Raw genomic sequence first — 25781 nt, 5'->3', positions numbered from 1 at the left:
ACACAGGGGAAGCCGTGAGCAACGAAGAGCTGACCGAGCGGTGGCAGGGCGCGCTCATGAACAACTACGGCACCCCGCGGCTGCCCCTGGTACGCGGTGCCGGCGCCCGGCTCTGGGACGCCGACGGCAACGAGTACCTCGACTTCGTCGGCGGCATCGCGGTGAACGCGCTGGGCCACGCCCACCCGGCCGTGGTCGAGGCGGTCAGCCGGCAGATCGCCGCCCTCGGCCACGTCTCCAACCTCTTCGTCGCCGAGCCGCCCGTCGCCCTCGCCGAACGGCTCCTCCAGCACTTCGGCCGCGACGGCAAGGTCTACTTCTGCAACTCCGGCGCCGAGGCCAACGAGGGCGCCTTCAAGATCGGCCGGCTGACCGGGCGGCCGCACATGGTCGCCACCCACGGCGGCTTCCACGGCCGCACCATGGGCGCCCTGGCGCTGACCGGCCAGCCCGGCAAGCGGGAACCGTTCCTGCCGCTGCCCGGCGACGTCACCCACGTACCGTACGGCGACCCGCAGGCACTGGCCGCCGCGGTCACCGAGGACACCGCCCTCGTCGTCATCGAACCGATCCAGGGCGAGAACGGCGTCGTCGTCCCGCCGCCCGGGTATCTGAAGGCCGCCCGGGCCATCACCGCCGCGACCGGGGCGCTGCTCGTGCTGGACGAGGTGCAGACCGGGATCGGCCGGACCGGGCACTGGTTCGAGTACCAGGCCCACGAGGGCGTCCTGCCGGACGTCGTCACCCTCGCCAAGGGCCTCGGCGGCGGACTGCCGCTCGGCGCCACGGTCGCCTTCGGACGCGCCGCCGAACTCCTCCAGCCGGGCCAGCACGGCACGACCTTCGGCGGCAACCCGGTCGCCTGCGCCGCCGGACTCGCCGTCCTCGACACCATCGCGGGCGAGGGGCTGCTGGACAACGTCAAGCGGCAGAGCGAGAAGATCCGCGGCGCGGTCGAAGCCCTCGGCCACCCCCTGGTCGGCCACGTCCGGGGCGCGGGTCTCCTCCTGGGTATCGTGCTCACCGAGCCGCTCGCGCCCAAGGTGCAGCAGGCGGCTCAGGACGCCGGAATCCTGGTGAACGCGCCCGCACCCGATGTCGTACGGCTGATGCCCGCGCTGAACCTCGGTGACGACGTGGTGGACGCGTTCCTCGGGGCGCTGCCCGGCATCCTTGACCAGGCCCACGAGGCCCACGGGGACGGACGATCCGGAGAATGAGACGACGATGAGCCAGGCGCAGGAGCACGAGCAGACCGGTGGGGCTGCCGTACCGCAGACCCGCACCGCACGCCACCGGCGGATCGTGGACATCCTCAACCGGCAGGCGGTGCGCTCGCAGAGCCAGCTGGCGAAGCTGCTCGCCGACGACGGGCTGACCGTCACGCAGGCGACCCTCTCGCGGGATCTGGACGAGCTGAACGCGGTGAAGATCCGCAACACCGACGGCGACCTCATCTACGCGGTGCCCAGCGAGGGCGGCTTCCGCACCCCGCGGGCCCCGCTCGGGGAGTCGGCGAAGGAGGAGCGGATGCGGCGGCTCTCCGCGGAGCTGCTGATCTCCGCGGAGGCGTCGGCGAACCTCGTGGTCCTGCGGACCCCTCCGGGGGCGGCGCAGTTCCTCGCCTCGGCGATCGACCAGGCGGAACTGCACGACATCCTGGGCACGATCGCCGGTGACGACACCCTGATGCTGATCAGCAGGGAGCCCACGGGCGGGCAGGCGCTGGCGGACCACCTGCTGCGGTTGGCCCAGAACGGGCACTGAGCGCTGCGCGGCTTGAGCCGTCGGTCGGGTGCGGTTGATCGGTGGCTGGTCGCGCGGTTCCCCGCGCCCCCCGGCAGCTGCGGGCAGTCGTGCCTCCCCCCAGTGCCTGAACGGCCTGGGAGGTGCCCCAGGGAGGCACGGGCGGGCGGTGGGGGGCGCCCCGCTCATGGGCCCCCGCTCATGGGATCCCCCTGCTCGAGCGAAGCCGGGAGTGGGGGAGAAGCCGGGAGTGGGGGAGGCACCCCGCACACGCGGGTGAGTGACACGCCGATACCTCAGCCGCCGCGCCGCTCACCCCAGCCACCCCGCCAGACCCCCCGTGCACCGCACCTCGTCCCCCGCCGTGATCAGCAGCGCCTCCACCCCGTCCAGCGCCTCCAGCCACCGCAACCCCTCCCGCGCCCCCATCGCGAACGCCGCCGTCGCCCAGCAGTCCGCCCACGTCAGCCGGGACGCCACCACCGTCACCGCCACCAGGTCGGTCACCGCGGTGCGCCCCGTGCGCGGATCGACGATGTGCGCACCCCGCTCCGCGCTGCCGGACGTCGCCACCGCCAACTCGGCCGCCCCCGCAGCGCAGACCACGGCCGCCAGCCCGCCCGGACGCAGCGGATCCGACACGCCCACCCGCCACGGCCGCCCCGCCCCCGGCATCCCGAGCACCTGCACGTCCCCGCCCCCGTTGAGGCTGACGCCACGCGCACCGGCTGCCGCGACCCGCCGGGCGGCGCGCTCCACGGCCCAGCCCTTGACGATCCCGGTCGGGTCGAGACGGCCCCGGTACGACGTGCTGAACCAGCCGTCGCTCATCCGCTCCGCCTCGGCCGCCAGCTCCAGCACCTCGGCGACCTCGGGCGGGCACGCGTCGACGGTGAGTTCACCGCGCGCCAGTCGGGAGACCTCGCTGTCCTCCCGGTAGGTGCTGAACATTTCGTCGCCCCGGCGCAGCCCCGCGACCGCCTCGTCCAGTGCCGTTCGTACGGACGTGGGTTCCCCGCCGCGGACGTCGAAGGAGAAGACGGTCCCCATCGACTCCTCCACGTGACGCACCGCGGCGGGAGCCTGCGCCGATTCGGCCACGGTGTCAGCCGCCGGCCCGGTCCAGCGCGGACTGCAACGACTGCTTGTATCCGGCGCTGGTGTAGGTGGCGCCGGAGACGGCGTCGATGTCGGCGTTGCCGGCGGCGACGGCGGCCTGGTTGAGCCGGGGTACGGCGTCGGCGGTGATCCGGTCGCTGCGCCCGCCCTTCGGCGCCTGCACGGCCTCGGCGCCCGTGATCTTCCCGCCGTTCACCGTGAGCCGGACCTGCACGGGCCCGTACCGGGTACCGGCCGCGTCACCCGTCACCGTGCCGGCGCCCGCGCCCCGGCCGCCCTGCGGCGACCGCGCGGCCACGGGCGGGGCCGCGCCGCCCGCCGCCGATGCGGAGCCCGGGTCGGACGCCGGCTTCAGTGACAGCAGCAGCACGATCCCGGACACGGTCGCGGCACCGGCGAGCACGGCACGCCGAACGGGGTGGCTTTTCCTCATCTGTCCTGGACTCCCGATGTCCGTCGCTCACATCTCGAACGACTCGTGATGGATACGGCGGGCGGGGACTCCCGCACCGCGCAGTGCCTCGTACACCGACTGGGCGAAACCGGGCGGCCCGCACAGGAAGACGTCGTGGCCGTCCACGTCCGGGATCCTGCGGCTCAGGGTCTGGGCCGAGATGTCGGGACGCTCCCCGTCCGGGCTGTTCACCGCGTACATCAGCCGCGCCCCGCGCTCTTCCGCGATCCCGGCGAGCTCGTCCCACAGCGCCAGGTCCCGCGTGCTGTCGGCCCGGTAGAGCAGGGTGATGTCGCCGGACGCCCCGGGCAGCGTCTCGAACAGCGCCCGCATCGGCGTGATCCCCACCCCGCCCGCCACCAGCAGCACCTTGCCGCGGCTGCGGCGCTGCGCGGTCAGGGCGCCGTACGGACCCTCCGCCCACACCCGGGTGCCGGGCTCCAGCTCGCGCAGCCGGGCGCTGTGGTCGCCGATCGCCTTGACGGTGATCCGCAGCATGTCCGGGCGCGGGGCCGCCGACAGCGAGTACGGGTGCGAACTGAACCGCATGCCGGGTGCCAGGAACCGCCACCGGAAGAACTGCCCGGCCTCCGCGCCCATCCGGTGCAGCCTGCGCCCGCCGATCAGCACCGACACGATCCCGGGCGTCTCCTCGATCACCGCCTCGACCCGCATCCGGTGCCGCAGGTTGAGACGGAGGGGGGTCAGGACGCGGTACCAGAGCACGAGCGCGGTCACCGCCCCGTACAGCGCGTACCAGGCGGTCTTCGCGACCGGCTCGACGGCGAAGTCGTTGCCGGTGGTCAGCTGGTGCCAGAAGGTCAGGAACACCGCCACGTAGGTGAGCAGGTGCACGTGGTACCAGGCGTCGTACGGGATGCGGCGGCGGACCGGGCCGGCGGACAGCAGGCCGATGAGGACCAGCAGCCCGGTGCCGATGGCGGCCTTGCCCATGTCCGGCAACTGGTTCACGGAGCCGACCGTCTGCTGCACGATGTCGCCGAGGCCCTTGCCGGCCCGGGCGGCGTACCCCCACATGATCAGGAAGACGTGCGCGAGGACCAGGCAGAGGGTGTAGCGGCCGGTCATGGCGTGCCAGCGGGCGACCCGGTCGGAGCCCACCCGCCGCTCCAGCGCCGGCACCCGCGCCATCTGGAGCACCACCAGCGCCATCAGGTAACCGGAGAGGAGGCCGGTGATCCGGCCCGCGTTCAGGATCATGCCGGTGTCGTCGGGGATGGCGGGCGTGTTGCGCCACCACAGCCACAACACGCCCGCCGCGCCCGCCCACACGGCGAGCAGCAGGGGGACGGCGGGGGAGCGGCGCGGACGGATGCGCCGCATCGTCTGACGGCGGGCGGCACGGCCGCCGGCGAGCGTGGTGGTCACGGTTCCTCCGTGGGGACTTGGCCCTTGACCCACAGATACGCGCCGCACCACCCCGGCGTTCAGCCGCTCTCCGGTACTCCTGCCGCCGCTCAGTAGCGCGTGATCGCCGTCGCCCCGCCGACTGTGCCGATCGCGATGTGCGGCCGGGCCGCCGGGTCGGCCCAGCGCAGGATGCGGCGCATCGCCTGGGCCGGTACCGACACGCAACCTGCCGTCGCTCCGCGCCCGTTGACGTGCAGGAAGATGCCCGCGCCGCGTCCGCGCACCGGACGGTGGTAGTTGAAGCCGACGACCAGGGCGTGCGCGTACTGCGCCGGGTAGGTGATCAGGTGCTCGGCCTCGGCGGCGCGGCAGTCGGCGGGGCGGGGCTCCGTCCAGCGGTTGTAGGAGCGGGAGGCGTTGTCCTGGCACCACCAGGAGTCCTGGCGCACCGGGCGGTACCGGTACGACGTCCCGCGCGGCGCCGCCTCGATGCCGAAGGCGTACGGCAGGTCGTACAGCCCGGTCGGTGTGGTGTTCGTGCCCTGTTCGCGCGTCGCCCCGTCGGCCAGCCCGCCGGCTCCGAAGCGGGCGGGAGCGGAGCCGGCCCTCACCCATCGGCCGTCGCCCCTGCCGCCGCCCCCGCGCTCCCACCAGGTGACCCGGCCCTCGGCCGAGCCGGTGCTCGGCGCGACCGCGGTGATCAACTGGGTGCCGCCGCCGGTGTCCGCCATCCGGGCCGGCAGCGGCCGGGGGCCCGGTCCGGCCGCGGGTGCGGCACCGAGCGCGAGGAGGGAAGCGGACAGGAGGACGGCGACGACACCGGGGCGCATGGCTCAGACGCTAGACGGAGGCAGCGGCAGCGGCAGCCCGGGGAGGCCGTCCAGGCTGGTGGCGATGTGCTCCTTCTTGGTGAAGTACGCGCTGAGCGAGGCGTCGTCCTCGCGCGCGAAACGCTTGCCGTGCAGGTCCCGGTCGGACTCGTACGCCATGAAGGGGACGGCGTAGCCGCAGGAGTCGCGGATCAGTTCGGCGGTCACGACGATGATCGCGCGCAGCCCGTGCTGGGTGGTGTCGATGTCCGGGAAGTGGGTGAGCAGCTCCGGGAAGCGGGGGTCGTCGCGGAAGACGGGTTCGCCGCGGCCGTGCACCCGGACGATGTTCGGCGGCCCCTGGAAGGCGCACCACATCAGCGTGATCCGCCCGTTCTCGCGCAGGTGGGCGACGGTCTCGGCGGTGGAGCCGGCGAAGTCGAGGTAGGCCACGGTGAGTTCGTCGAGCACGGCGAAGCTGCCGGTGAGACCCTTCGGGGACAGGTTGACCGTGCCGTCGCCGGACAAGGGCGCGGTGGCGGTGAAGAAGAGGGGCTGTGCCTCGATGAAGGCGCGGAGTCTGCCGTCTATGCGTTCGAAAGTCTTTCCCATGTCTAACGATTATGGGTGCAGGTCGAGCGCTTGTCCGACGAATCGCCGGCGGTCCCGCCATCCGGACGCCGCCGCGCTCCCGCGGGCGAGGCCGTGGCCGTCCCGGCCGGCGTCCCACGGGGCGGCCACGGTGCCTGTGCCCGGTCGGGGATACGGGGGAAGGGGGCCCACGCGTTCACGACCCGTCGAATTGACCAATCATGCAGAGCTCTGCATACTCATGCGTGTCTCCGGAGGATACCGTGCGGAGGCGGTGGCACATCAACGGCCCTGAGGAGCGACCCAAGTGAGCAGCAACAGCGGTGACGTCCGGCTCTGGGGCGGCCGTTTCGCCGACGGACCCGCCGAGGCCCTGGCGAAGCTGTCCGCGTCCGTCCACTTCGACTGGCGGCTCGCGCCCTACGACATCGCCGGGTCGCGTGCCCACGCGCGCGTGCTGCACACGGCCGGGCTGCTCACCGAGGACGAGCTGACCCGGATGATCGCCGGCCTCGACCGGCTGGAGTCCGATGTCGCCGACGGCTCCTTCACCGGCACCATCGCCGACGAGGACGTCCACACCGCCCTCGAACGCGGCCTGCTGGAGCGGCTCGGACCCGACCTCGGCGGCAAACTGCGCGCCGGGCGCTCCCGCAACGACCAGGTGGCGACCCTCTTCCGCATGTACCTGCGCGACCACGCCCGTACCGTCGGCGGCCTGATCGCCGACCTCCAGGACGCGCTCATCGGACTCGCCGAGGCCCACCCGGACGTGGCGATGCCCGGCCGCACCCACCTCCAGCACGCCCAGCCGGTGCTCTTCGCCCACCACGTCCTCGCCCACGTCCAGGCGCTGTCCCGGGACGCGGAGCGGCTGCGCCAGTGGGACCAGCGCACTGCCGTGTCGCCGTACGGCTCGGGTGCCCTGGCCGGTTCCTCCCTCGGCCTGGACCCGGAGGCGGTCGCCCGCGACCTCGGCTTCGAGCGCGGCAGCGCCGGCAACTCCATCGACGGGACGGCCTCCCGCGACTTCGTCGCCGAGTTCGCCTTCATCACCGCGATGATCGGCGTGAACGTCTCCCGGATCGCCGAGGAGATCATCATCTGGAACACGAAGGAGTTCTCCTTCGTGACCCTGCACGACGCCTTCTCCACCGGCTCGTCGATCATGCCGCAGAAGAAGAACCCCGACATCGCCGAGCTGGCGCGCGGCAAGTCCGGCCGCCTGATCGGCAACCTCACCGGCCTGATGGCCACCCTCAAGGCCCTTCCGCTCGCCTACAACCGAGACCTCCAGGAGGACAAGGAGCCGGTCTTCGACTCCATCGACCAGCTGGAGGTCCTGCTCCCGGCCTTCACCGGCATGATGGCCACCCTCACCGTGCACCGCGAGCGCATGGAGGAACTGGCCCCGGCCGGGTTCTCCCTCGCCACCGACATCGCCGAGTGGCTCGTCAGGCAGGGCGTGCCGTTCCGTGTCGCGCACGAGGTGGCCGGCGAGTGCGTGAAGGTGGCCGAGGGCGAGGGCAAGGAGCTCGACGAGCTCACCGACGAGCAGTTCGCGAAGATCTCCGCCCACCTCACCCCCGAGGTGCGCACCGTCCTCGACGTCCCCGGCGCCCTGGCCTCCCGCAGCGGCCGGGGCGGCACGGCGCCCAGCGCGGTCGCCCTCCAGCTCGCCGAGGTGAAGGCCGACGTGGCCGGCCAGCACGCGTGGGCGGGCGCCAAGAGGTAGCAGCCGGTGTGCCGGCGGGGCATCGCGGTTACGTTGGTCGCCAGGGACTGTCCGACGGACGGACCCCGGCTTCAGCACCCGACCGAACGGAGCCCGCGATGCCCTTCGCCCGCCTGGCCGCGGCGACCACCCCCACCTGCCACATCGGTCTGGGACTCGCCGCCGTCGGCCGCCCCGGCTACATCAACCTCGGCCGTGACCGGGACCTGCCGGCCGACCGCGGCGTCGAGGAGATGCGCGAGCGCACCCACGACCTGCTCGACGCCGCCTACGCGCAGGGCGTCCGGTACTTCGACGCGGCCCGCTCCTACGGGCGCTCCGAGGAGTTCCTCGCCGGCTGGCTCAGGGACCGCCCCGACGTCGACGACGTGGTCGTCGGCAGCAAATGGGGCTACACCTACACGGCCGACTGGTCGGCCGACGCCGAGCAGCACGAGGTCAAGGACCACGGCGTCGCGACGTACGAGCGCCAGCACGCCGAGACCGGCGCCCTGCTCGGCGACCGGCTCGACCTCTACCAGATCCACTCCCTCACCCCCGACAGCCCGGCCCTCACCGACAAGGAACTGCACGCCAAGCTGGCCGAAGCCGCCGCGCGCGGTGTCACCGTCGGCTTCTCCACCAGCGGCCCCGCCCAGGCCGACGCGATCCGTGCCGCGCTCGCGGTGACCGTCGACGGCGAACCCCTCTTCCGTACCGTGCAGTCGACGTACAACGTGCTGGAGACCTCCGCCGGGCCCGCGCTGGCCGAGGCGCACGAAGCAGGGCTCACCGTGATCATCAAGGAGGGCATGGCCAACGGCCGCCTCGCGGAGCCGCACGCACCCGGTGCCCTCGAGGCCGTCGCGGAGGAGACGGCCCTGGGCTGTGACGCGGTCGCCCTCGCGATGGTTCTGCGGCAGTCCTGGGCCGGCGTCGTGCTCTCCGGCGCCGCGACCGTGAACCAGCTCGGCTCGAACCTGCACGCCGCCGTCGTCGACCTCGACGACGACCAGGTGGCCCGCCTCGGCGCACTCGTCGAGGAGCCGCACGCCTACTGGGAGCGGCGCGCACGGCTGCCCTGGCACTGAGCCCGCTCCGGAGCGGGCGGGAATCCCCAGGCGACGAAGCTGCCCCGTACCGTCCCGACAAGCCGTGACTGACCTTGAGAGGTGAGTCACGCATGCCCCGCATGAGACACGCATGTCTCATGTGGGGTACGTTTGTCTCATGGCTGTTGATCGAGACCAGGTACTGCGCAGCGCGGCGGCCCTGCTGACCCGCAGAGCCACCGCGACCATGGACGAGGTCGCCAGGGCGGCCGGGCTGAGCCGCGCCACGCTGCACCGGCACTTCGCCGGGCGCGACGCCCTCGTCCGGGCGCTGGAGTCGCTCGGCATCGACGAGTGCGAGGCCGCCCTCGACGCGGCCCGCCTGGAAGACGGGCCGGCGGCCGACGCGGTGCGCCGGCTCGTGCGCGAGATCGAGCCCGCCGCCGGTCTGCTCGCCTTCCTCTACACCGAGAACCAGCTGTTCGAGGGCGTGGAGCAGAACGAGGGCTGGGCCCGCATCGACGCCCGGATGGCCGCGGTGTTCCGCCGCGGCCAGGAGAGCGGCGAGTTCCGCATCGACCTCACCCCGGCCTGGCTCACCGAGGCGCTCTACGGCCTGCTGGCCTCCGGCGCCTGGGCGGTGACCGAGGGCCGCGTGGCCCGCAAAGACCTGACCCGCATGATCGTCGAGCTGCTGCTCGGCGGCGCACTTCGGAGAGAGTGAACCATGACCCGCACCCTGCAGTCGGCGCAGTCACCCGAGGCGGTGAAGCGCCCCGGCCGCTGGCTCGCGCTGTCCGTCCTCGTACTGGCCGTGCTGCTGGTGGCCGTCGACGCGACCGTTCTCGGTCTCGCGACCCCCTACATCAGTGAGGACCTGGCGCCGTCCGGCACCCAGCTGCTCTGGATCGGCGACGTCTACTCCTTCGTCATCGCCGGTCTGCTCGTCTCCATGGGCAGCCTCGGCGACCGCATCGGCCGCAAGCGGATCCTGCTCGTCGGCGCCACGGCGTTCGGCGCGATCTCGGTGCTCAACGCCTACGCGTCCACGCCCGAGCTGATGATCGTCGCCCGGGCCCTGCTCGGTGTCGCGGGCGCCACCCTGATGCCCGCCACCCTCGCCCTGATCCGCAACCTCTTCCACGACCCGCGCGAGCGCAGCCTCGCCGTCGGCATCTGGGGCGCCGCCGCCTCGGCCGGCGCGGCGGTCGGCCCGGTCGTCGGCGGTTTCCTGCTGGAGCACTTCTGGTGGGGCTCGGTCTTCCTCATCAACCTGCCCGTGATGGCCGTCCTGGTCGTCGTCGGCGTCAAGCTGCTGCCCGAGTCCCGCAACCCGGACCCGGGCCCGTGGGACCTGCTCAGCGTCGCGCTCTCCCTCATCGGCATGGTCGGTGTCGTGTACGCCGTCAAGGAGGCCGCCGCGCACGGCGTCGCGTGGGCCACGCTCGCCGCGGGTCTGCTGGGCGCCGCCGCGCTCTACGGGTTCGTCCGCCGTCAGCTGACCATGCCGACCCCGCTGCTCGACATGCGGCTGTTCCGCAACCGCGGCTTCAGCGGCGCGGTCCTGGCCGACCTGCTGACCATCCTGGGCCTGTCCGGACTGGTGTTCTTCCTCTCCCAGTACTTGCAACTCGTCCAGGGCAGGCGGCCGCTCGAAGCAGGCCTGGCCGAACTGCCCGCCGCCGTCGGCGCGGTGGTGGCCGGCCTGGCCGCCGGTCGCGCGGCCCGGCGCTTCTCGGTGCGTGCCGTGGTCTCCGGCGGCCTCGCCGCCGTCGGCCTCGCGCTGGCCGCGCTGACCGTCATCGGCCAGCACACCGGCTACCCGCTGCTCGGCGCGGCCCTGCTGGTCGTCGGCCTCGGCGCGGGCTTCGCGTTCACCGTCACCGCCGACGTGATCCTGTCCAGCGTGCCGGGCGAGCAGGCGGGAGCCGCCTCCGCGGTCTCCGAGACGGCGTACGAACTCGGTGCCGCCCTCGGCATCGCGGTGCTCGGCTCCATCGTGACCGGCGTCTACCGCGACTTCACCGGCCCGGACGGCACCCCGGCCGCGGCGCACGAGTCGCTGGGCGGCGCGGTCGAGGCGGCCTCCGGCCTCCCCGCGCACACGGCCGAGCCCCTGCTGGACGCCGCCCGTCAGGCCTTCGTCGACGGCCTGACCCTCGCGGCGGGCGTCGGCGCGGCCGTCCTGCTGGCCGCCGCGGTGGCCTCCTGGTTCCTGCTGAGGGGCCAGCGCCTGGAGGACGGGGTGAAGCACCTCTAGGGGGGCGTCGTCCGGTTCTTGCCGGGGTCGCGGGGTGCGGCAGGCACATCCGCGGCGTCGTCGGTGCCAGGGCTCCGCCGCCCGCGGCGCGCCCGGCAGCCGGCACACACGGACGGCGGGCCGTTCCCCGAGCGGCCCGCCGTCCGTGTCCGTACGCTGCGCGGCCCTACGCCGCTTCCTTCGCCTTGCTCGCGTACATGTCCACGTACTCCTGGCCGGACAGCCGCATGACCTCGGTCATCACGGAGTCGGTCACGGCCCTCAGGACGTAGCGGTCGCGGTCCATGCCCTCGTAGCGGGAGAACTCCATCGCCTCGCCGAAGCGCACCGTGACCTTCCCCGGCCGGGGCAGGCCCGCGCCACCCGGCTGGAGCTTGTCGGTGCCGATCACGGCGAACGGGACGACGGGGGCCCCGGTCATCAGGGTGAGCCGGGCGATGCCGGTGCGGCCGCGGTAGAGGCGGCCGTCGGGGGAGCGGGTGCCCTCCGGGTAGATGGCGAAGACCTTGCCCTCGTCCAGCACGCGGCGGCCGGTCATCAGCGCCGCGACCCCGCCCCGGCCGCCGTCCCGGTCGACCGGGATCATGCCGACGCCGGTGAAGAACCAGGCCATCAGGCGCCCCTTGAGGCCCTTGCCGGTGACGTACTCGTCCTTGCCGATGAAGAAGACCTGCCGGTCGCACTTCAGGGGCATGATCACCGAGTCGATGAAGGTGAGGTGGTTGCCGGCCAGGATCACCGGACCGTCGCCCGGGATGTTCTCCACGCCCTCCACCCGTGGGCGGAACATCAGGCGCATGATCGGGCCGAGCACTGCCTTGATGAGCGCGAAGCGGGACAACGGGTCCTCCGGTGTCGGGGATGCGGTATGAGTCTGTGCAGGTGAGGACATTACTCGCGGCCCAGGGGGTCGCGCACGTCGGGTCACCCGGGTCTTACGCAGTGTTGACATGTGTTCACCTGCGGTGCAGGGCTGTTGCGCGGCCGTAACGCCCGCACGAGGACGTGAGGCACGTCGCGTCCGCCGGGAAGGAGCCGTGTGCCGGTCCTCGCCGCACTCGCCGTGCTCTGTCTCGTCATGGCCGCCGCCGTCACCGTCCTGATCCGCAGGGACCGGCGTCGTTGTTCCGCGGGTGCGGACACCGCCCGGATCGAAGCACGGGCGGCGAGCGGACTGCGCGAGGCGCGCCGCTGGAGCCGTGCCGCCGACCCCTTCTCCGTGGCCACGGGGCTCGTCCGGCACCGCCACGACGAACGCGGCCACTGACCGCGTACCCCGCCCGGCCGCCACGAAGCCGACGGCACGTCAGACATCCAGCGCCACCGGCCCCTTCATGCCCGTACGCCTCATACGACATGCTCCGGCACCCGCGTGTTCCGGTCGCGGTCTCCCGCTCGTCATGTACGCGCCCCTACGATCGGCCCGCACTGACGGTCAACGGCAGGAGGGCCCTGATGGGAACGCAGGAGTCGGACGAGCAGGCAGGCGGCGGCACCGGACGGCGGGCGCTCCTCGGAGCGGCGGTGCTCGGCGCGGGCGGAGCCGTCCTCGGCCTGTCCGGCACGGCGAGAGCCGCCGGCACCCGGCACGGAGGGGGACACGGCGGCGGCGTGAAAAGCCTGCCCGTCCCGACGGTCATCGGCCACCGCGGCGCCAGCGGCTACCGCCCCGAGCACACCTTCGGCGCCTACGAACTCGCCCTCGACATGGGCGCCGACATCGTCGAGGCCGGCGACCTGGTCCCGACCAGGGACGGTCACCTCGTCTGCCGGCACGAACCGGAGATCGGCGGCACCACGGACGTCGCCGACCACCCCGAGTTCGCCGACCGCAAGCGCACCAAGCTGCTCGACGGCGCCTCCGTCACCGGCTGGTTCACCGAGGACTTCACGCTCGCCGAGCTCAAGACGCTCCGCGCGACCGAGCGCATCCCCGCCAACCGACCGCACAACACCCTCTACGACGGCCGCTGGGAGATCCCCACCTTCGAAGAGGTGCTCCGCTGGCAGAACGAGCAGACCCGCAAGCGCGGCAAGCAGGTCTGGATCTACCCCGAACTCAAGCACCCCACCTACTTCCGCAAGCTGGGCCTGGGTACGGAGGAGCGCCTGGCGCGGCTGCTGCGCAAGTACGGCAAGGACCGGAAGGACTCGCCCGTCATCATCCAGTCCTTCGAGCCCACCAGCATCCAGCGGATGAACCGGCTCGTCGGCAACCCCCTCGCCGTCCTGCTGTCCGGCGCGAGCAGCCGCCCCTGGGACTTCGTCGAGACCGGCGACCCGCGCACCACGGCCGACCTCATCACGCCGAAGGGCCTGAAGGAGATCGCCTCCTACGCGCAGGGCATCGGCCCGACCCTGGACCTGATCATCCCGCGGGACTCCGCCGGCCGGCTCACCGAACCGACCGCGCTCGTCCGCGACGCCCACCGCGCGGGCCTGATCCTGCACCCGTACACGATGCGCAACGAGAACCCCTTCCTTCCCGCGGACTTCCGCAGGGGCAGCGACCGGGACGCGTACGGCGACGTCTTCGGCGCGTTCCGCGCCTACTTCGCCACCGGCATCGACGGTGTCTTCACCGACCACCCGGACACCGGCGTGCTGGCCCGCGAGGACTTCGTCAACAGCTGAGCCCCAACCCCCGGTTGGGGTGAAGGCCGGCCGCCCGGGCAACCACCGTCCGGGCGGCCGCGTCGATCTGCATATGACGCACGACCTGGTCACCCACCTGCGCCCACTGCTCACCGCCGAGGTCGCGGCCGAGGCATATGCGTCAGGAGTCGAACCCGGCGACCTCGAGCAGGCGGTCTGGCTGCGTCTGCTGGAACGTCTGGAGGCCGTCGGCCCGCCCCACGACCCACACCGGTGGCTGCGCAGCGCCGTCCGTATCGAGGCCCGCCGCACCCGCCGTACGAGCCGCGACGAGCGGCCGTACGAGACCGAACCCGCCGGCGCCGCCGAGCAGGAGCCCGAAGAGCTCGCGCTCGCCGCGGCCCGCCGCCGTGCCCTGCGCGACGCCGTGCGCCGGCTGCCCGGCCGCTGCCCCCGGCTCATGGAGGCTCTGCTGTCGCCGAGAGACCTCACATACCGGGAGATCGCGGGGGAGTTGGGTATCTCACAAGGGAGTCTTGGCCCGGAACGTTCCAGATGTCTGGGATGTCTGCGCCGATTACTGGCGCCGGAGGTTGCGGCTCGCTGAGGACGGGGAGTAGGAGTGGGGGACCACAGGTGATCAGGTGAGCGGGAGGCGTGCGCACATGGGCATGAGTGTGACCATCTCGGTGGCGACCGAGCAGGATGCCGAGCAGATCTTCCGGCTGCAGTACCTCTGCTTCCAGAGCGAGGCGGCGCTCTACGGCAACTACCGCATCGACCCGCTCGTCCAGACCCTCGACTCCGTGCGCGAGGAGGTCACGGCCGACTGCGTCTTCGTGGCGCGGCTCGGCGACGAGGTCGTCGGCTCGGTGCGCGGCCGGGTGACCGAGGACGGGGCGGCGTCCATCGGCAAGCTGTGCGTCCATCCGCGGCTCCAGGGGCACGGCATCGGCGCCCGCCTGCTGCGGGCCGCCGAGTCGGCGCTCGCCGGGGACCGGGGAGCCAAGCGCTTCCGCCTGCACACCGGGCACCGCAGCGAGAGCGGCCTGCGGCTGTACCGCCGGGTCGGCTACGAGACGGTGGGCACGGCCGAGGGCGCGGACGGCGTCCCGATGATCGTCCTGGAGAAGCCGGCCGGGGCGTACGCGACGACGGCCTGAGGACCGAACGCTCCCAGGGCGCGGGACCGTGCCGGTACACGTGGGCGCGGTCAGCCGCAGACGGGCGTCAGCCGCCTGACGACCTCAGGCGGCATCCCCGTGAGGCGCACCCTTCCGCAGCCAGTACAGCGCGGACAGCGGCAGGAGCACCGGAATGAAGACGTAGCCCATGCCGAAGTCGGACCACACGGTCGCGTCGGAGAACGCCGACGGCTCGACCATGGACCACGTGCCCACGGCCAGCACACCCACCAGCTCGGCCGCGCAGCAGACCCGCGCCGCCCTGCGGGCAGTCTCGCCGCCGCGTACCAGGGTGTACGTGATGAAGCCGTAGACGACGCCCGCGACGGCCGACAACGTGTAGGGGAGCGGCGCCCGGTCGAATTCGGCCGCGATCTGGTACACGGACCGGGACACCGCGCCCACGACCATCACCCCGTACAGCCACACCAGCAGGATGCCCGGCCCGCCGATCAGACGCCTCCGGTCCGGTTCCGCCTCCGTGGCCACCGTCTCAGCCTCCCCAGATGTCATACAGCCGCACCTCCAGGACGGCGAGGACGACACCGCCGGCAGCGACCGTCACCGAGCCCCAGCGGGTGCGCTCGGCCAGCGACATGAACCCCGCCGCCGGGACACAGGCGAAGGCGCCCAGCAGATACGCCACGAAGATCGTCGTGCCCTGCTCCGGCTCCGCGCCCCGCGCGAGCCGCACGATCCCGACCACGAGCTGGACCAGCGCCAGCGCCGTGACCACGGCCATGCCGATGAAGTGCCAGTCCTTGGTCGGCTGGTCACGGTAGGCCGCCCAGCCGCACCAGGCGGCGAGCAGCAGCGCGGCGACGCCGGTCACCAGCGTCAGGACGTCAAGCATGGCAGCGACCCTATTACGCCCGAAAAGCCCCGCCGCCCCCGGGCCCCGCCGGCCGCCGCACCGTCCGTCCGGGCAGGCCCTACCTGCGCGGGGCCCGAGCCCTGGGCGCCGACCCGGCCGCCTGTGTCGTCCTCGAGGACGCCCCCGCCGGGCTCCGGGCCGGCCGCGCCGCCGGCATGACCACCGTGGCGTTGGCCACAACCCACCGGGCCGGTGAACTCGACGCCGACCTGGTGGTCGACGACCTGTCGGCCTTGTCGGTACTGGCCGGCGACGCGGGCGTCGAGAGCTCCGTCCGGGACTGATCCGCGCCCCCGAGGCCGGTCACCGACTGTCCACCGCCCACCGCTGTCCAGCATTCGGACAGCGGTGTCCGGTCAGAAGCACACGTCTGCTTTACTGATCGCATGAGCACGACGAGCGACCGCACCCCTGCGACCGAGGCGACGATGACGCCCGGTGCTCGTTGTATGTGTCGAATGTGCGCCTTCTAGAGGGCCCCTGCACCACCTGAGCCTCGCGCCCCGAAGCGAGCGCCCGCTCATGTCCGCGCCCGCGCCCCGCGCCCGCGGCTGAGTCACGCCCCGCGCACACGTTTCTCCCCGGATCACCGCGCATCGCCACCGCGAGAACCGTGCCGCGTTCCGAAGGACCCAAGACCCCGAAGAACAACGCCCCGTGCCCGGCGCACACCACCGCGCCGCGCACTCGACAGTGACGGAAACCCACGTGATCACCACATCGGGCCTCACCAAGGTCTACCGCTCGGGCGGCCGCGAGGTCACCGCCCTGGACGGCGTCGATCTGCACGTCCGCGAGGGCGAGGTCTACGGCGTCATCGGCCAGTCCGGCGCCGGCAAGTCCTCGCTCATCCGCTGCGTCAACCTCCTGGAGCGTCCCACCGCCGGCACGGTCACCGTCGCCGGCCAGGACCTCACCGCGCTCGCCGGCCGCGGCCCCCGCGCCGGCCGGGAGCTGCGGCAGGCGCGCAGCCGGATCGGCATGGTCTTCCAGCACTTCAACCTGCTCTCCTCCCGGACCGTGCAGGACAACGTCGAACTGCCGCTGGAGATCCTCGGCAAGTCCGGGAAGGAACGTTCCCGCAAGGCGCTGGAACTGCTCGACCTCGTCGGTCTCGCAGACAAGGCGAGGGCCTACCCCGCCCAGCTCTCCGGCGGCCAGAAGCAGCGCGTCGGCATCGCCCGCGCCCTGGCCGGCGACCCCAAGGTCCTGCTCTCCGACGAGGCCACCAGCGCCCTCGACCCGGAGACCACCCGCTCCATCCTCCAGCTGCTGCGCGACCTGAACCGGCAGCTCGGCCTGACCGTCCTGCTGATCACCCACGAGATGGACGTCGTCAAGAGCGTCTGCGACTCGGCCGCCCTCATGGACCGGGGCCGCATCGTCGAGTCCGGCACGGTCGGCGAGCTGCTCGCCACCCCGGGCTCCGAGCTGGCCGCCGCACTCTTCCCGGTCGGCGGCGACGCGTCCGGCGACGACCGCACCGTCCTCGACGTCACCTTCCACGGCGAGGCCGCCACCCAGCCCGTCATCTCCCAGCTGTCCCGCACCTACAACATCGACATATCGATCCTGGGTGCCGCCATCGACACCGTCGGCGGCCTCCAGGTCGGCCGGATGCGCATCGAACTGCCCGGCGGCTACGAGGACAACGTCGTGCCCGTCGGCTTCCTGCGCGAACAGGGCCTCCAGATCGACGTGATCAACGACGAGCCGTCCGTGCTGGTGAAGGAAGGTGCCAAGTGACCTGGTCGCAGATGCAGCCCCTGCTCGAGCAGGCCTCCTGGGAGACCCTGATCATGGTCGGCTGGTCGACCCTGATCGCCGTCGTGGCCGGGCTCCCGCTCGGTGTGCTCCTCGTCCTCTCCGACCGGGGCGGACTGCTGCAGAACGTCGTGGTGAACAAGGTCATCGGCCAGATCGTGAACATCGGCCGCTCGATGCCGTTCATCATCCTCATGGTCGCGCTGATGAGTTTCACCCGCTGGATCACCGGCACCACCATCGGCAGCGAGGCCGCGATCGTGCCGCTCGCCATCGGCGGCATCCCCTTCTTCGCGCGGCTCGTCGAGACCGCCGTGCGCGAGGTCGACGGAGGGCTGGTCGAGGCCGTCCAGGCCATGGGCGGCAACACCTGGACCATCGTCCGCAAGGTACTGGTCCCCGAAGCGCTCCCGTCACTGATCGCCAGCACCACCACCACGATCATCGCCCTCATCGGCTACTCCGCCATGGCCGGCACCGTCGGCGGCGGAGGCCTCGGCGACCTCGCCGTCCGCTACGGCTACCAGCGCTTCGACACCGGCCTCATGTGGGTCACCGTCGCACTCCTCGCCGTCGTCATCTCGCTCATCCAGTTCGCCGGCGACTACGCGGCCCGCTACCTGCACCGCCGCGGCGGCCGTGGGGGCGGCGCGCCCGGGCTCCGGCTGCTCAAGGCCAAGGAGCCCGCGGCGGCCGACGTGAGCAAGGTCGCGTAACCCGCCACGCGTTCCCCTCCCCAGACTCCCCGTTGTACCCGTGACGGGGTCGCACCACCTCAGGAAAGGCACTTTTCGTGCGTAACGCCGCCAAGATCACCACCGCCGTCCTCGCCGCCGGAGCCCTCACCCTCGGCCTCTCGGCCTGCGGCTCGGACAAGGACTCCGCCTCCGACACCTCCGGCCCGCTGGTCGTCGCCGCGACGCCCGTCCCGCACGCCGAGATCCTCACCTACGTCAAGGACAACCTGGCGAAGAAGGAGGGCCTCGACCTGGAGGTCAAGGAGTTCACCGACTACGTCACGCCGAACACGGCGACGGAGGACGGTTCGGTGGGCGCCAACTACTTCCAGACCGAGCCCTACCTCGCGGACTTCAACAAGAAGAACGGCACCCACCTGAAGTCCGTCGTCTCGGTGCACCTGGAGCCGCTCGGCCTCTACTCGAAGAAGGCCGACAAGGCCGGCGACCTGAAGAACGGCGCGACCATCGCCCTTCCCAACGACACCGTCACCGAGGCCCGCGCCCTGCAACTGCTCGCCTCGGAGGGCCTGATCACCCTCAAGGACGGCGTCGGCAACTCGGCCACCCCCGCCGACATCACCAAGAACCCGAAGGACCTGGAGTTCAAGGAGTTGGAGGCGGCCCAGACCCCCCGTTCCCTGGGCGACGTCGACGCGGCGGTCATCAACGGCAACTACGCCCTGGAGGCCGACCTCAAGCCGGCCGAGGACGCCCTCGTCCTGGAGTCCGCCGAGGACAACCCGAACGTCAACCTCCTCGTCGTCAAGGAGGGCCAGGAGGACGACCCGCGTGTGAAGAAGCTCGCCAAGCTCCTCACCTCGCCCGAGGTCAAGAAGTTCATCGAGGACAACTACGCCGGTTCCGTGCTCCCCACCTTCTGATCCGAACCCCGCGCCCCCACCGGGTCCGCTCCCTGAACACGGGGCGGACCCGGTGGTGCGGTTGCGTGCTCGCATGCTGCATGCTGGGCAGTTCGAGCAGGCCCTGACGGTTACACAGGTTACGGAGCGGCGCATGACGAGCACCTTCCCCAACATCTCCATCAGCACGGAGCGGTTGGTGCTGCGCCCCCTCGACGAGGACGACGTCCCCGCCCTCACCGCGATGATGAACGACGAGCAGGTCGCCGCCTGGACCCACGTCCCGCAGCCCTTCACCGAGCAGGGCGCACGCACCTGGATCGGCGAGTACGCCCCCGCCGAACGCGCCGCCGGCCGGGGCCTCGACCTCGCGGTCACCGAGTTCCTCACCCAGCGGCTGGTCGGCACCGTCCAGCTGACCAAGACCGACTGGCATGTACGGTCCACCGAGCTGTCGTACATCGTCGCCCCCTGGGCCAGGGGCGAGGGCTACGCCTCCGAGGCGGCGCTCGCCACCGCCCAGTGGCTCTTCGACGACCAGAAGTTCGAACGCATCGAGCTGCGCACGGCCGCCGACAACGCCGCCTCCCAGCAGGTCGCCCAGAAGATCGGCTGCATCAGCGAGGGCGTCCTGCGCAACGCCTGCATAGCCCGCGTACGCGCCGACGACGGTGTCTGGACGGACATACGCACCGACTTCATCGTGTGGAGCCTGCTGCCGGAGGACCTCGAGGGCACGGCCGGGCAGCTGAGCGACACGGACGGTTTCACCACCTTCACCGACTGGAACTGATCCACGGGGGCCGACTCCGTCACCGCCCGCCCCCAGGCCGCACCAGGTACCCTCACGAGGGCGCGCCGCGTACGGTTTTGCGACCACGACCTGCGAAAACCCTGGAGACTGACGACGATGGCCGACCGGGTCACGGTGATCGGCTGGGACGGTTCGCCGCTGACCGCCGCGGCACGCTCCGCGCTGGGCGCCGCCACACTGGTGGCCGGCGCGGCCCACCACCTGGCACTTCCCGAGGTACCGCCCGCCGCCGAACGCATCCGCCTCGGCAGCGTCGCCCTCGCCGCCCGCCGCATCGCCGGCCACCGCGGCACGGCGGTCGTCCTCGCCGACGGCGACCCCGGCTTCTTCGGCGTCGTACGCACGCTGCGGGCCCCCGAGTTCGGCCTGGAGGTCGAAGTCGTCCCGGCGGTCTCCTCCGTGGCCACCGCTTTCGCTCGCGCCGGTATGCCCTGGGACGACGCCCATGTGGTCGTCGCCCATCCCCGCACCCTGCGACGCGCGGTGAACGTGTGCCGGGCCCACACCAAGGTCGCGGTCCTCACCTCCCCGGGCGCCGGACCCGCCGAACTCGGCCTGCTGATGGACGGCGTCCACCGGACCTTCGTCATCTGCGAGGAACTCGGCACCACCCGCGAACGGGTCACCGTCGTCACCTCCGACAAAGCCGCCGACCACACCTGGCGCGACCCGAACGTCGTCATCGTCGTCGGCGGGAGCGCAGGCCCCGGCACCGCGACCGACGGCGCCGGCTGGATCGCCGGCCGTGACCCCGCCACCGGACCGCGCGGCTGGGCCCTGCCGGCCGAGGCGTACGGCGGCGAACTCGGCGAGGGCGAGACCGACCTGCTCCGCACGGCCCAACTCGCCCGGCTCGGACCGCGCCTCGGCGACCTCGTGTGGGACATCGGCTGCGGCGGCGGCGCCTTCGCCACCGAGGCCGCCCGCGCCGGCGCCGCCGTCATCGCGGTCGACCGCGACCCGGACGCCTGCGCCCGCACCGAGGCCACCGCACGTCACTTCGGCGCCCAGCTCCAGATCGTGCACGGGACCGCCCCGTACGTCCTGGAGGACCTCCCCGAACCCGACGTCGTCCGCGTCGGCGGCGGGGGAGCGGCCGTGGTCTCCGCGGTCGCCGACCGGCGGCCGCAACGCATCGTCGCGCACGCCGCGACCCGTGACGCGGCCGAACTCGTCGGCAGGGACCTGACGGAGCACGGCTACCGGGTCGAGTGCGCTCTGTTGCAGTCCGTCGGACTCGACACCCGGGCCTGGACGGAGACGGAGCGGAGCGTCGCGTTCCTGCTCAGCGGGGAGATCCTGCGGCGCGAAGCGCCTCGTTGAGGGGTGGTGGCCCGGGCGACGGGCGGGACTCCCGGACCGCGCCCCGTGATCGGCTTGTCATACCGCGCGGGGTAGGCTGGCGGATTGTTGTACCGCACTCGGACACCCGGCCATTCGTCGGTCAATGTCCGTAGAAACCCGCCCGTTGCGGGGTGGGTGTGGTACGGCAGAACCGGAGGACGCGCAACGTGGCGCAGTCCACAGCGGGCCGTCGCGGATCAAGCTGTCGTGACGGGGGAACGACCGCGACAATGCCACTCAATGGCTTTGTCGTCTTTTCCGGCGGGTCGTTCGTGCCGCTGGGCACGCACGCTCGTTCTCCACTACGGGGCGGTCGGTGCGCCGTCCTGGGTGTAGCTGGTCGTAGAAGCACTAACCGATGGGCGAGGGGTTACGCATGACCGACACCGGCCAGATCCCGGGCGAGGGGCTGCCGGAGAACGCAGGCATGGTGGAGCAGCCGGGTGTCCCCGCACCCGGCGCGTACACCTACCTCTCCGAGACCACCGCCGAGGACGAGGACCTGTTGTTGCTGCCGGGAGCCCAGAGTGCCTGGGGCAACGAGGTCGCGCCCCCCGCGCCGGAGCCGGTCGTCGAGACCGTGCACCAGCCGGGCCCGCACGAGATGTCAGGCCGCGACAGCGGTTCGGTCGACCTCGGTGGCGTCCGCCTGCCCGACCCGGCGCCCGCGTCCGCCCCGGTTGCGCCGCGCAGGCCCCTGCACCTCGGTCCGCCGATCCCCGACACCTCCGCGAGCCCGGTCCGCTCCCTCGCCGACCGCGGCCCGGCCGACGCACCGGTCCGGCCCGCCGGCCCGCAGACCACCGGTCCCGAGTACCTCGACGTCCCGCAGGCCACCGCGATGCCGCCGCAGGGGGCGGCGCCCTGGGGCGCGCAGGCTGCTCCGCAGGCACCGGGAACCCCGATGAACGCCGGGGCCGTGCATGCGGAAACGGTTGTTCCGGTACCGGAACAAGTTTCGGAGCACGTGCCGGTACGGGTGCCCGAGCCGGTGGGCGCGGCCCAGGCGCTCGTGACCCGCGTGGCGACCGAGGCCGTGGCGGCGACGGGCGGGGAAGCCGAGGCTCAGGCGGGGGACGCGCCGGCCTTCGCCGAGACCCGGCCCGAGACCGTGGCCGACGACGCCGGCGGGTCCGACGCCGTGCCGGGCAACGAGGTGACGTACGGCCCCGAGGCACCGGCCGTCGGTGACGCGGCGCACGAGCCCGCGGCCGTGGCCGGGACGGTGGCGGACGACGTGTCCGCACCGCAGGAGGCACCGGCGCCGGAAGCCGCACCGGCCTTCGTCGCGCCGCCCGCTCCGGAGGCCGGAGCGGAGCAGGCCGCCGAGCCCGCCCCGGCACCGGCCCCCGAGCCGGCGGAGGAAGCCGTCCCGGCGGCCCCCGAAGCGGTCGCCTCGGAGCCCGCGACCGAGCCCGTCCAAGAGATCACGGAACAGCCGGTGCCGGAAGATCTCCAGGCGGCGGCCGAGGCCGCCGAGGCACCTGGCCCCGAACCCGTCCAGGCGGTGGAGCCGGCCGAGGCTCCCGAGCCGCAGGAAGCCCCGCTCGCCGAGGCACCCGCGGTCCTGGACGTCCAGCATCCCGACGACGTACCCGCGGTTGTCCAGGCCTCCGACGTGGCCGCCCCCGAGCCCGCGCACCCGCAGCCGTCCCCGGAGGCACCGGCCGCGGCGCCGCAGCCCGCACCGGTGCAGGAAACGGCCGCGCAGCCCGAGCCGGCAGAGGCCGCGCACCCGCAGGCGGACGCGCAGGCCGCTCCGGCAGAGGCCGCGCACCCGCAGCCGTCTCCGGAGACACCGGCCGCGGCGCCGCAGCCCGCACCGGTACAGGAAGCCGCCGCGCAGCCCGAGCCGACCGTGCAGCCCGCCCCGGCCGAGGCCGCGCACCCGCGGCCCGACGCTCACGCGGCACCGCAGGACGCCACCGCCTCGCAGTCCGCGACGCAGGACGCCACCACGCCGCAGCCGGATGTCCAGCCCGCGCCGCAGGACACCACCGTGTCGCAGCCGGACGGCCGGCCCGCGGCCCAGGACCAGCCGAACTCCAGGCCCGCCGCCGCGCACCAGCCGGGCGGCGGACCCACCGCGCACCAGCCGGGCAGCGGACCCACCGCGCACCAGCCGGACCCGGGTGGCCCGCAGCCCGCCCAGGGCCCCCAGTCCCTGATGGACGCCGGTGTACCCCGGGAAGCGGACGTGCCCCACAGCGCGCCCGAGCCCGCGGAAACCGACACGTCGCCCGCGGGCACCGTCCAGCCGGAGGCGGTCCACCCCGACCAGGCCGCCGGTCCCCATCCCGACCAGGCCGTGAGGCAGAACCCCGACCAGGCCGCCGGGCAGTACCCCGCCGAGTCCGTAGGCCAGTTCGTGCCGGTCGGCGGCGGTCAGGTGCCCACCACCCCGCGCCTCGCCCCGGCACAGCCCGAGGCTCCCGTCCTTCCCCCGCAGGCCCAGGCGGCCGGGCAGGCGCCCGGCCCCGTCGTCGAGGTCGCCGTCCCGGGCGAGGCCGACCCGGAACTCGTCCAGAGCGTCGACGACCTGGACACCCACGCCGCCGACCAGGAAGACCCCGCGGCGCAGGCGGCCGAGCCGGCGCAGGCAGGCCAGGCGCACCGGGAAGCCGGCGAAGGCCAGGAAGACCCGCACGACGTGAGCACGGCCGCGGTGGCGGAAGTACGGCAGTCCGCCGGCCCGGCGGCACCCGCCTACGACGACGCCGAACGCGAGGCCGTCCTGAAGGTCATGCGGGAACGCCGTGACATCCGCAACGGCTTCCGCGGCGACCCCATCCCGCACGAGGTGCTGCTCCGGGTCCTGGAGGCCGCCCACACCGCGCCCTCCGTCGGCCACTCGCAGCCCTGGGACTTCGTCGTCATCCGCTCCGCCGACACCCGCCGCACGATGCACGAACTGGCGACGCGCCAGCGCGACGCGTACGCGAAGTCCCTCCCCAAGGGCCGGGCCAAGCAGTTCAAGGAACTGAAGATCGAGGCCATCCTCGACACCCCGGTCAACATCGTCGTCACCGCCGACCAGACCCGCGGCGGCCGGCACACCCTGGGCCGGCACACCCAGCCCCAGATGGCGCCGTACTCCTCCGCGCTCGCGGTCGAGAACCTCTGGCTCGCCGCCCGCGCCGAGGGCCTCGGCGTCGGCTGGGTCAGCTTCTTCGACGAGCGCGAGATGGTCCGCGCCCTCGGCCTGCCCGAGCACCTGGACGTCGTCGCGTACCTGTGCGTGGGCTACGTCGACGAGTTCCCGGACGAGCCCGAGCTGATGCAGGCGGGCTGGTCGAAGCGGCGCCCGCTGTCGTGGGTCGTGCACGAAGAGACGTACGGCCGACGCGCCCTGCCCGGAGAGGACCCCCACGACCTGCTTGCCGAGACCGTCGCACAGATCCGCCCGCTCGACGCCAAGGCGCTCGGTGAGGCCTGGGAGCGGCAGAAGCGCATGACCAAGCCGGCCGGCGCGCTCGGCATGCTGGAGATCATCTCCGCTCAGCTGTCCGGCCTGTCCCGCCAGTGTCCGCCGCCGATCCCGGAGCCCGCGGCCGTCGCGGTCTTCGCCGGTGACCACGGGGTGCACGCCCAGGGCGTCACTCCTTGGCCGCAGGAGGTCACCGCCCAGATGGTGGCCAACTTCCTGGGCGGGGGAGCGGTCTGCAACGCCTTCGCCACCCAGGTCGGCGCGGAGGTGTGCGTCGTGGACGTGGGGGTCGCCACCGACCTGCCCGCCACGCCCGGCCTGCTGCCCCGCAAGGTCCGCGCGGGCACGTCCGACATGACCGCCGGCCCCGCGATGACCCGCGAGGAGGCCAAGCAGGCCATCGAGGTCGGCATCGAGACCGCCCGCGACCTGGTGGCGGCCGGCAACAAGGCGCTCCTCACCGGCGAGATGGGCATCGCGAACACCACCGCGTCCGCCGCGCTCATCTCCGTCTTCACCGGCGCGGACCCGGCCGAGGTCACCGGCCGGGGCACCGGCATCAACGACGAGACCCTGGTCCGCAAGACCGAGGTCGTACGCCGGGCGATCGAGCTGCACCAGCCCGACCCGGCCGACCCGATCGGCGTCCTCGCCGCGGTCGGCGGTTTCGAGCACGCGGCCATGGTCGGCCTGCTGCTCGGCGGCGCCTCCCTGCGTACGCCGGTGATCCTGGACGGCGTCAGCGCGGGTGCCGCCGCCCTGGTGGCCCGCGCGATCGCCCCCGAGGTCCTCGCGGCCTGCATCGCCGGCCACCGCAGCGCCGAGCCCGGCCATGTCGCCGCTCTGGGCAAGCTGGGCCTGCGCCCGCTGGTCGACCTCGACCTCCGCCTCGGCGAGGGCACCGGCGCGCTGCTCGCCCTGCCGATGGTGCAGAGCACCGCGCGGGCCATGCACGAGGTGGCGACGTTCGACTCGGCGGGCGTCACCGAGAAGTAGCCCCGCGGCGGGGGAGGGACGGCGCGGCGGAGAACCAGCGCCGCCGCCCCACCCCCGCCGTACCTGT

General features: G+C 73.0%; 23 protein-coding genes and 2 pseudogenes. 17 read left to right on the top strand and 8 right to left on the bottom strand.

Annotated elements, in window-relative coordinates; translation table 11 throughout:
* Positions 1-14: 14 nt before the first annotated feature.
* Both ACH4F2_RS25520 and ACH4F2_RS25515 read left to right on the top strand, forming a co-directional pair.
* Entirely contained in the window at positions 15-1220 is a 1206-nt protein-coding gene (locus ACH4F2_RS25520; protein WP_398135064.1) for an acetylornithine transaminase, read from the top strand.
* A gap of 7 nt (positions 1221-1227) precedes the next feature.
* A complete protein-coding gene (locus tag ACH4F2_RS25515; protein ID WP_053128183.1) occupies positions 1228-1767 on the top strand; it encodes an arginine repressor in 540 nt (179 codons plus the stop codon).
* Positions 1768-2058: 291 nt separating this feature from the next.
* On the opposite strand, the gene ACH4F2_RS25510 is transcribed toward ACH4F2_RS25515, so the two are convergent.
* The 5 genes and pseudogenes from ACH4F2_RS25510 to ACH4F2_RS25490 all read right to left on the bottom strand — a co-directional run bounded on the left by ACH4F2_RS25510 (position 2059) and on the right by ACH4F2_RS25490 (position 6111).
* Positions 2059-2796 carry an FAD:protein FMN transferase gene (locus ACH4F2_RS25510; RefSeq protein ID WP_398135063.1) on the bottom strand — a complete coding sequence of 246 codons (738 nt, stop codon included), beginning with the start codon at positions 2794-2796 and terminating at the stop codon, positions 2059-2061.
* Positions 2797-2860: 64 nt separating this feature from the next.
* Positions 2861-3298: pseudogene (locus ACH4F2_RS25505) on the bottom strand (FMN-binding protein); the annotation flags it as partial.
* Positions 3299-3325: 27 nt separating this feature from the next.
* Complete coding sequence (locus ACH4F2_RS25500; protein ID WP_398135062.1) at positions 3326-4708, bottom strand: ferric reductase-like transmembrane domain-containing protein; 1383 nt, start codon at positions 4706-4708, stop codon at positions 3326-3328.
* Between the two features lie 89 nt (positions 4709-4797).
* The gene (locus tag ACH4F2_RS25495; RefSeq protein WP_398135061.1) at positions 4798-5520 is read right to left on the bottom strand and encodes a L,D-transpeptidase; all 723 of its coding nucleotides are present in this window, start codon (positions 5518-5520) and stop codon (positions 4798-4800) included.
* Between the two features lie 3 nt (positions 5521-5523).
* Positions 5524-6111, bottom strand: a complete 588-nt coding sequence (locus tag ACH4F2_RS25490; protein WP_398135060.1) for a pyridoxamine 5'-phosphate oxidase family protein — start codon at positions 6109-6111, stop codon at positions 5524-5526.
* Positions 6112-6397: 286 nt separating this feature from the next.
* On the opposite strand from ACH4F2_RS25490, the gene argH reads away from it, so the two are divergent.
* From argH to ACH4F2_RS25470, 4 genes are all read left to right on the top strand, one after another.
* On the top strand, positions 6398-7825 hold the full coding sequence (gene argH, locus ACH4F2_RS25485; protein WP_398135059.1) for an argininosuccinate lyase: 1428 nt from the start codon (positions 6398-6400) through the stop codon (positions 7823-7825).
* A gap of 98 nt (positions 7826-7923) precedes the next feature.
* Positions 7924-8895, top strand: a complete 972-nt coding sequence (locus ACH4F2_RS25480; protein ID WP_398135058.1) for an aldo/keto reductase — start codon at positions 7924-7926, stop codon at positions 8893-8895.
* 139 nt (positions 8896-9034) lie between these two features.
* Positions 9035-9580 (top strand): TetR/AcrR family transcriptional regulator, encoded by a 546-nt coding sequence (locus ACH4F2_RS25475; protein ID WP_398135057.1) that lies wholly within the window; start codon positions 9035-9037, stop codon positions 9578-9580.
* Between the two features lie 3 nt (positions 9581-9583).
* Positions 9584-11116, top strand: coding sequence for an MFS transporter (locus ACH4F2_RS25470; protein ID WP_398135056.1), 1533 nt, complete (start codon positions 9584-9586; stop codon positions 11114-11116).
* 166 nt (positions 11117-11282) lie between these two features.
* On the opposite strand, the gene ACH4F2_RS25465 is transcribed toward ACH4F2_RS25470, so the two are convergent.
* The gene (locus ACH4F2_RS25465; RefSeq protein WP_398135055.1) at positions 11283-11957 is read right to left on the bottom strand and encodes a lysophospholipid acyltransferase family protein; all 675 of its coding nucleotides are present in this window, start codon (positions 11955-11957) and stop codon (positions 11283-11285) included.
* A 198-nt stretch (positions 11958-12155) separates the two neighbouring features.
* Here ACH4F2_RS25465 and ACH4F2_RS25460 point away from each other — a divergent pair, with 198 nt between their 5' ends.
* The 4 genes from ACH4F2_RS25460 to ACH4F2_RS25445 all read left to right on the top strand — a co-directional run bounded on the left by ACH4F2_RS25460 (position 12156) and on the right by ACH4F2_RS25445 (position 14874).
* Positions 12156-12383 carry a hypothetical protein gene (locus ACH4F2_RS25460; RefSeq protein WP_398135054.1) on the top strand — a complete coding sequence of 76 codons (228 nt, stop codon included), beginning with the start codon at positions 12156-12158 and terminating at the stop codon, positions 12381-12383.
* 188 nt (positions 12384-12571) lie between these two features.
* Complete coding sequence (locus ACH4F2_RS25455; RefSeq protein WP_398135053.1) at positions 12572-13750, top strand: glycerophosphodiester phosphodiesterase; 1179 nt, start codon at positions 12572-12574, stop codon at positions 13748-13750.
* A gap of 73 nt (positions 13751-13823) precedes the next feature.
* Entirely contained in the window at positions 13824-14318 is a 495-nt protein-coding gene (locus tag ACH4F2_RS25450; RefSeq protein ID WP_398135052.1) for a sigma-70 family RNA polymerase sigma factor, read from the top strand.
* A 58-nt stretch (positions 14319-14376) separates the two neighbouring features.
* Positions 14377-14874, top strand: a complete 498-nt coding sequence (locus ACH4F2_RS25445) for a GNAT family N-acetyltransferase (protein WP_398135051.1) — start codon at positions 14377-14379, stop codon at positions 14872-14874.
* An 84-nt stretch (positions 14875-14958) separates the two neighbouring features.
* Here the strand turns inward: ACH4F2_RS25445 and ACH4F2_RS25440 are convergent, their stop codons facing one another.
* The gene (locus tag ACH4F2_RS25440) at positions 14959-15408 is read right to left on the bottom strand and encodes a hypothetical protein (protein ID WP_398135050.1); all 450 of its coding nucleotides are present in this window, start codon (positions 15406-15408) and stop codon (positions 14959-14961) included.
* Positions 15389-15748 (bottom strand): hypothetical protein, encoded by a 360-nt coding sequence (locus ACH4F2_RS25435; RefSeq protein ID WP_398135049.1) that lies wholly within the window; start codon positions 15746-15748, stop codon positions 15389-15391. The genes ACH4F2_RS25440 and ACH4F2_RS25435 overlap by 20 nt, the downstream gene beginning before the upstream one ends.
* A 77-nt stretch (positions 15749-15825) precedes the next feature.
* On the opposite strand from ACH4F2_RS25435, the pseudogene ACH4F2_RS25430 reads away from it, so the two are divergent.
* From ACH4F2_RS25430 to cobT, 7 genes and pseudogenes are all read left to right on the top strand, one after another.
* Positions 15826-16053, top strand: a pseudogene (locus tag ACH4F2_RS25430) (HAD-IA family hydrolase); the annotation flags it as partial.
* Positions 16054-16477: 424 nt separating this feature from the next.
* On the top strand, positions 16478-17515 hold the full coding sequence (locus ACH4F2_RS25425; RefSeq protein WP_398135048.1) for a methionine ABC transporter ATP-binding protein: 1038 nt from the start codon (positions 16478-16480) through the stop codon (positions 17513-17515).
* Positions 17512-18249: a methionine ABC transporter permease gene (locus ACH4F2_RS25420; RefSeq protein WP_398135047.1), complete on the top strand. Its 738-nt coding sequence runs from the start codon at positions 17512-17514 to the stop codon at positions 18247-18249. The genes ACH4F2_RS25425 and ACH4F2_RS25420 overlap by 4 nt, the downstream gene beginning before the upstream one ends.
* A 77-nt stretch (positions 18250-18326) precedes the next feature.
* Positions 18327-19154, top strand: a complete 828-nt coding sequence (locus tag ACH4F2_RS25415; protein ID WP_398135046.1) for a MetQ/NlpA family ABC transporter substrate-binding protein — start codon at positions 18327-18329, stop codon at positions 19152-19154.
* Between the two features lie 133 nt (positions 19155-19287).
* Positions 19288-19926 (top strand): GNAT family N-acetyltransferase, encoded by a 639-nt coding sequence (locus ACH4F2_RS25410; protein ID WP_398135045.1) that lies wholly within the window; start codon positions 19288-19290, stop codon positions 19924-19926.
* A 117-nt stretch (positions 19927-20043) separates the two neighbouring features.
* Positions 20044-21270 carry a precorrin-6y C5,15-methyltransferase (decarboxylating) subunit CbiE gene (gene cbiE / locus ACH4F2_RS25405; protein ID WP_398135044.1) on the top strand — a complete coding sequence of 409 codons (1227 nt, stop codon included), beginning with the start codon at positions 20044-20046 and terminating at the stop codon, positions 21268-21270.
* A gap of 397 nt (positions 21271-21667) precedes the next feature.
* On the top strand, positions 21668-25714 hold the full coding sequence (cobT, locus tag ACH4F2_RS25400) for a nicotinate-nucleotide--dimethylbenzimidazole phosphoribosyltransferase (RefSeq protein WP_398135043.1): 4047 nt from the start codon (positions 21668-21670) through the stop codon (positions 25712-25714).
* Positions 25715-25781: the final 67 nt, after the last annotated feature.

The sequence above is a fragment of the Streptomyces sp. NPDC017890 genome (genome assembly GCF_044328675.1).
In the GTDB taxonomy this organism is placed as follows: Bacteria; Actinomycetota; Actinomycetes; order Streptomycetales; family Streptomycetaceae; genus Streptomyces.
Note: the sequence above shows the minus strand (reverse complement) of the source record. Positions and strands in the feature narration are given on the sequence as shown.

Excerpts from the sequence above, each read along its gene's own strand:
- cbiE (WP_398135044.1), top strand. The coding sequence starts at position 20,044 with ATGGCCGACCGGGTCACGGTGATCGGCTGGGACGGTTCGCCGCTGACC.
- ACH4F2_RS25435 (WP_398135049.1), bottom strand. The coding sequence starts at position 15,748 with ATGCTTGACGTCCTGACGCTGGTGACCGGCGTCGCCGCGCTGCTGCTC.
- ACH4F2_RS25440 (WP_398135050.1), bottom strand. The coding sequence starts at position 15,408 with ATGACATCTGGGGAGGCTGAGACGGTGGCCACGGAGGCGGAACCGGAC.
- ACH4F2_RS25450 (WP_398135052.1), top strand. The coding sequence starts at position 13,824 with ATGACGCACGACCTGGTCACCCACCTGCGCCCACTGCTCACCGCCGAG.
- cobT (WP_398135043.1), top strand. The coding sequence starts at position 21,668 with ATGACCGACACCGGCCAGATCCCGGGCGAGGGGCTGCCGGAGAACGCA.
- ACH4F2_RS25475 (WP_398135057.1), top strand. The coding sequence starts at position 9,035 with ATGGCTGTTGATCGAGACCAGGTACTGCGCAGCGCGGCGGCCCTGCTG.
- ACH4F2_RS25490 (WP_398135060.1), bottom strand. The coding sequence starts at position 6,111 with ATGGGAAAGACTTTCGAACGCATAGACGGCAGACTCCGCGCCTTCATC.
- ACH4F2_RS25480 (WP_398135058.1), top strand. The coding sequence starts at position 7,924 with ATGCCCTTCGCCCGCCTGGCCGCGGCGACCACCCCCACCTGCCACATC.
- ACH4F2_RS25445 (WP_398135051.1), top strand. The coding sequence starts at position 14,377 with ATGGGCATGAGTGTGACCATCTCGGTGGCGACCGAGCAGGATGCCGAG.
- ACH4F2_RS25470 (WP_398135056.1), top strand. The coding sequence starts at position 9,584 with ATGACCCGCACCCTGCAGTCGGCGCAGTCACCCGAGGCGGTGAAGCGC.
- ACH4F2_RS25510 (WP_398135063.1), bottom strand. The coding sequence starts at position 2,796 with ATGGGGACCGTCTTCTCCTTCGACGTCCGCGGCGGGGAACCCACGTCC.
- ACH4F2_RS25410 (WP_398135045.1), top strand. The coding sequence starts at position 19,288 with ATGACGAGCACCTTCCCCAACATCTCCATCAGCACGGAGCGGTTGGTG.
- ACH4F2_RS25515 (WP_053128183.1), top strand. The coding sequence starts at position 1,228 with ATGAGCCAGGCGCAGGAGCACGAGCAGACCGGTGGGGCTGCCGTACCG.
- ACH4F2_RS25455 (WP_398135053.1), top strand. The coding sequence starts at position 12,572 with ATGGGAACGCAGGAGTCGGACGAGCAGGCAGGCGGCGGCACCGGACGG.
- ACH4F2_RS25495 (WP_398135061.1), bottom strand. The coding sequence starts at position 5,520 with ATGCGCCCCGGTGTCGTCGCCGTCCTCCTGTCCGCTTCCCTCCTCGCG.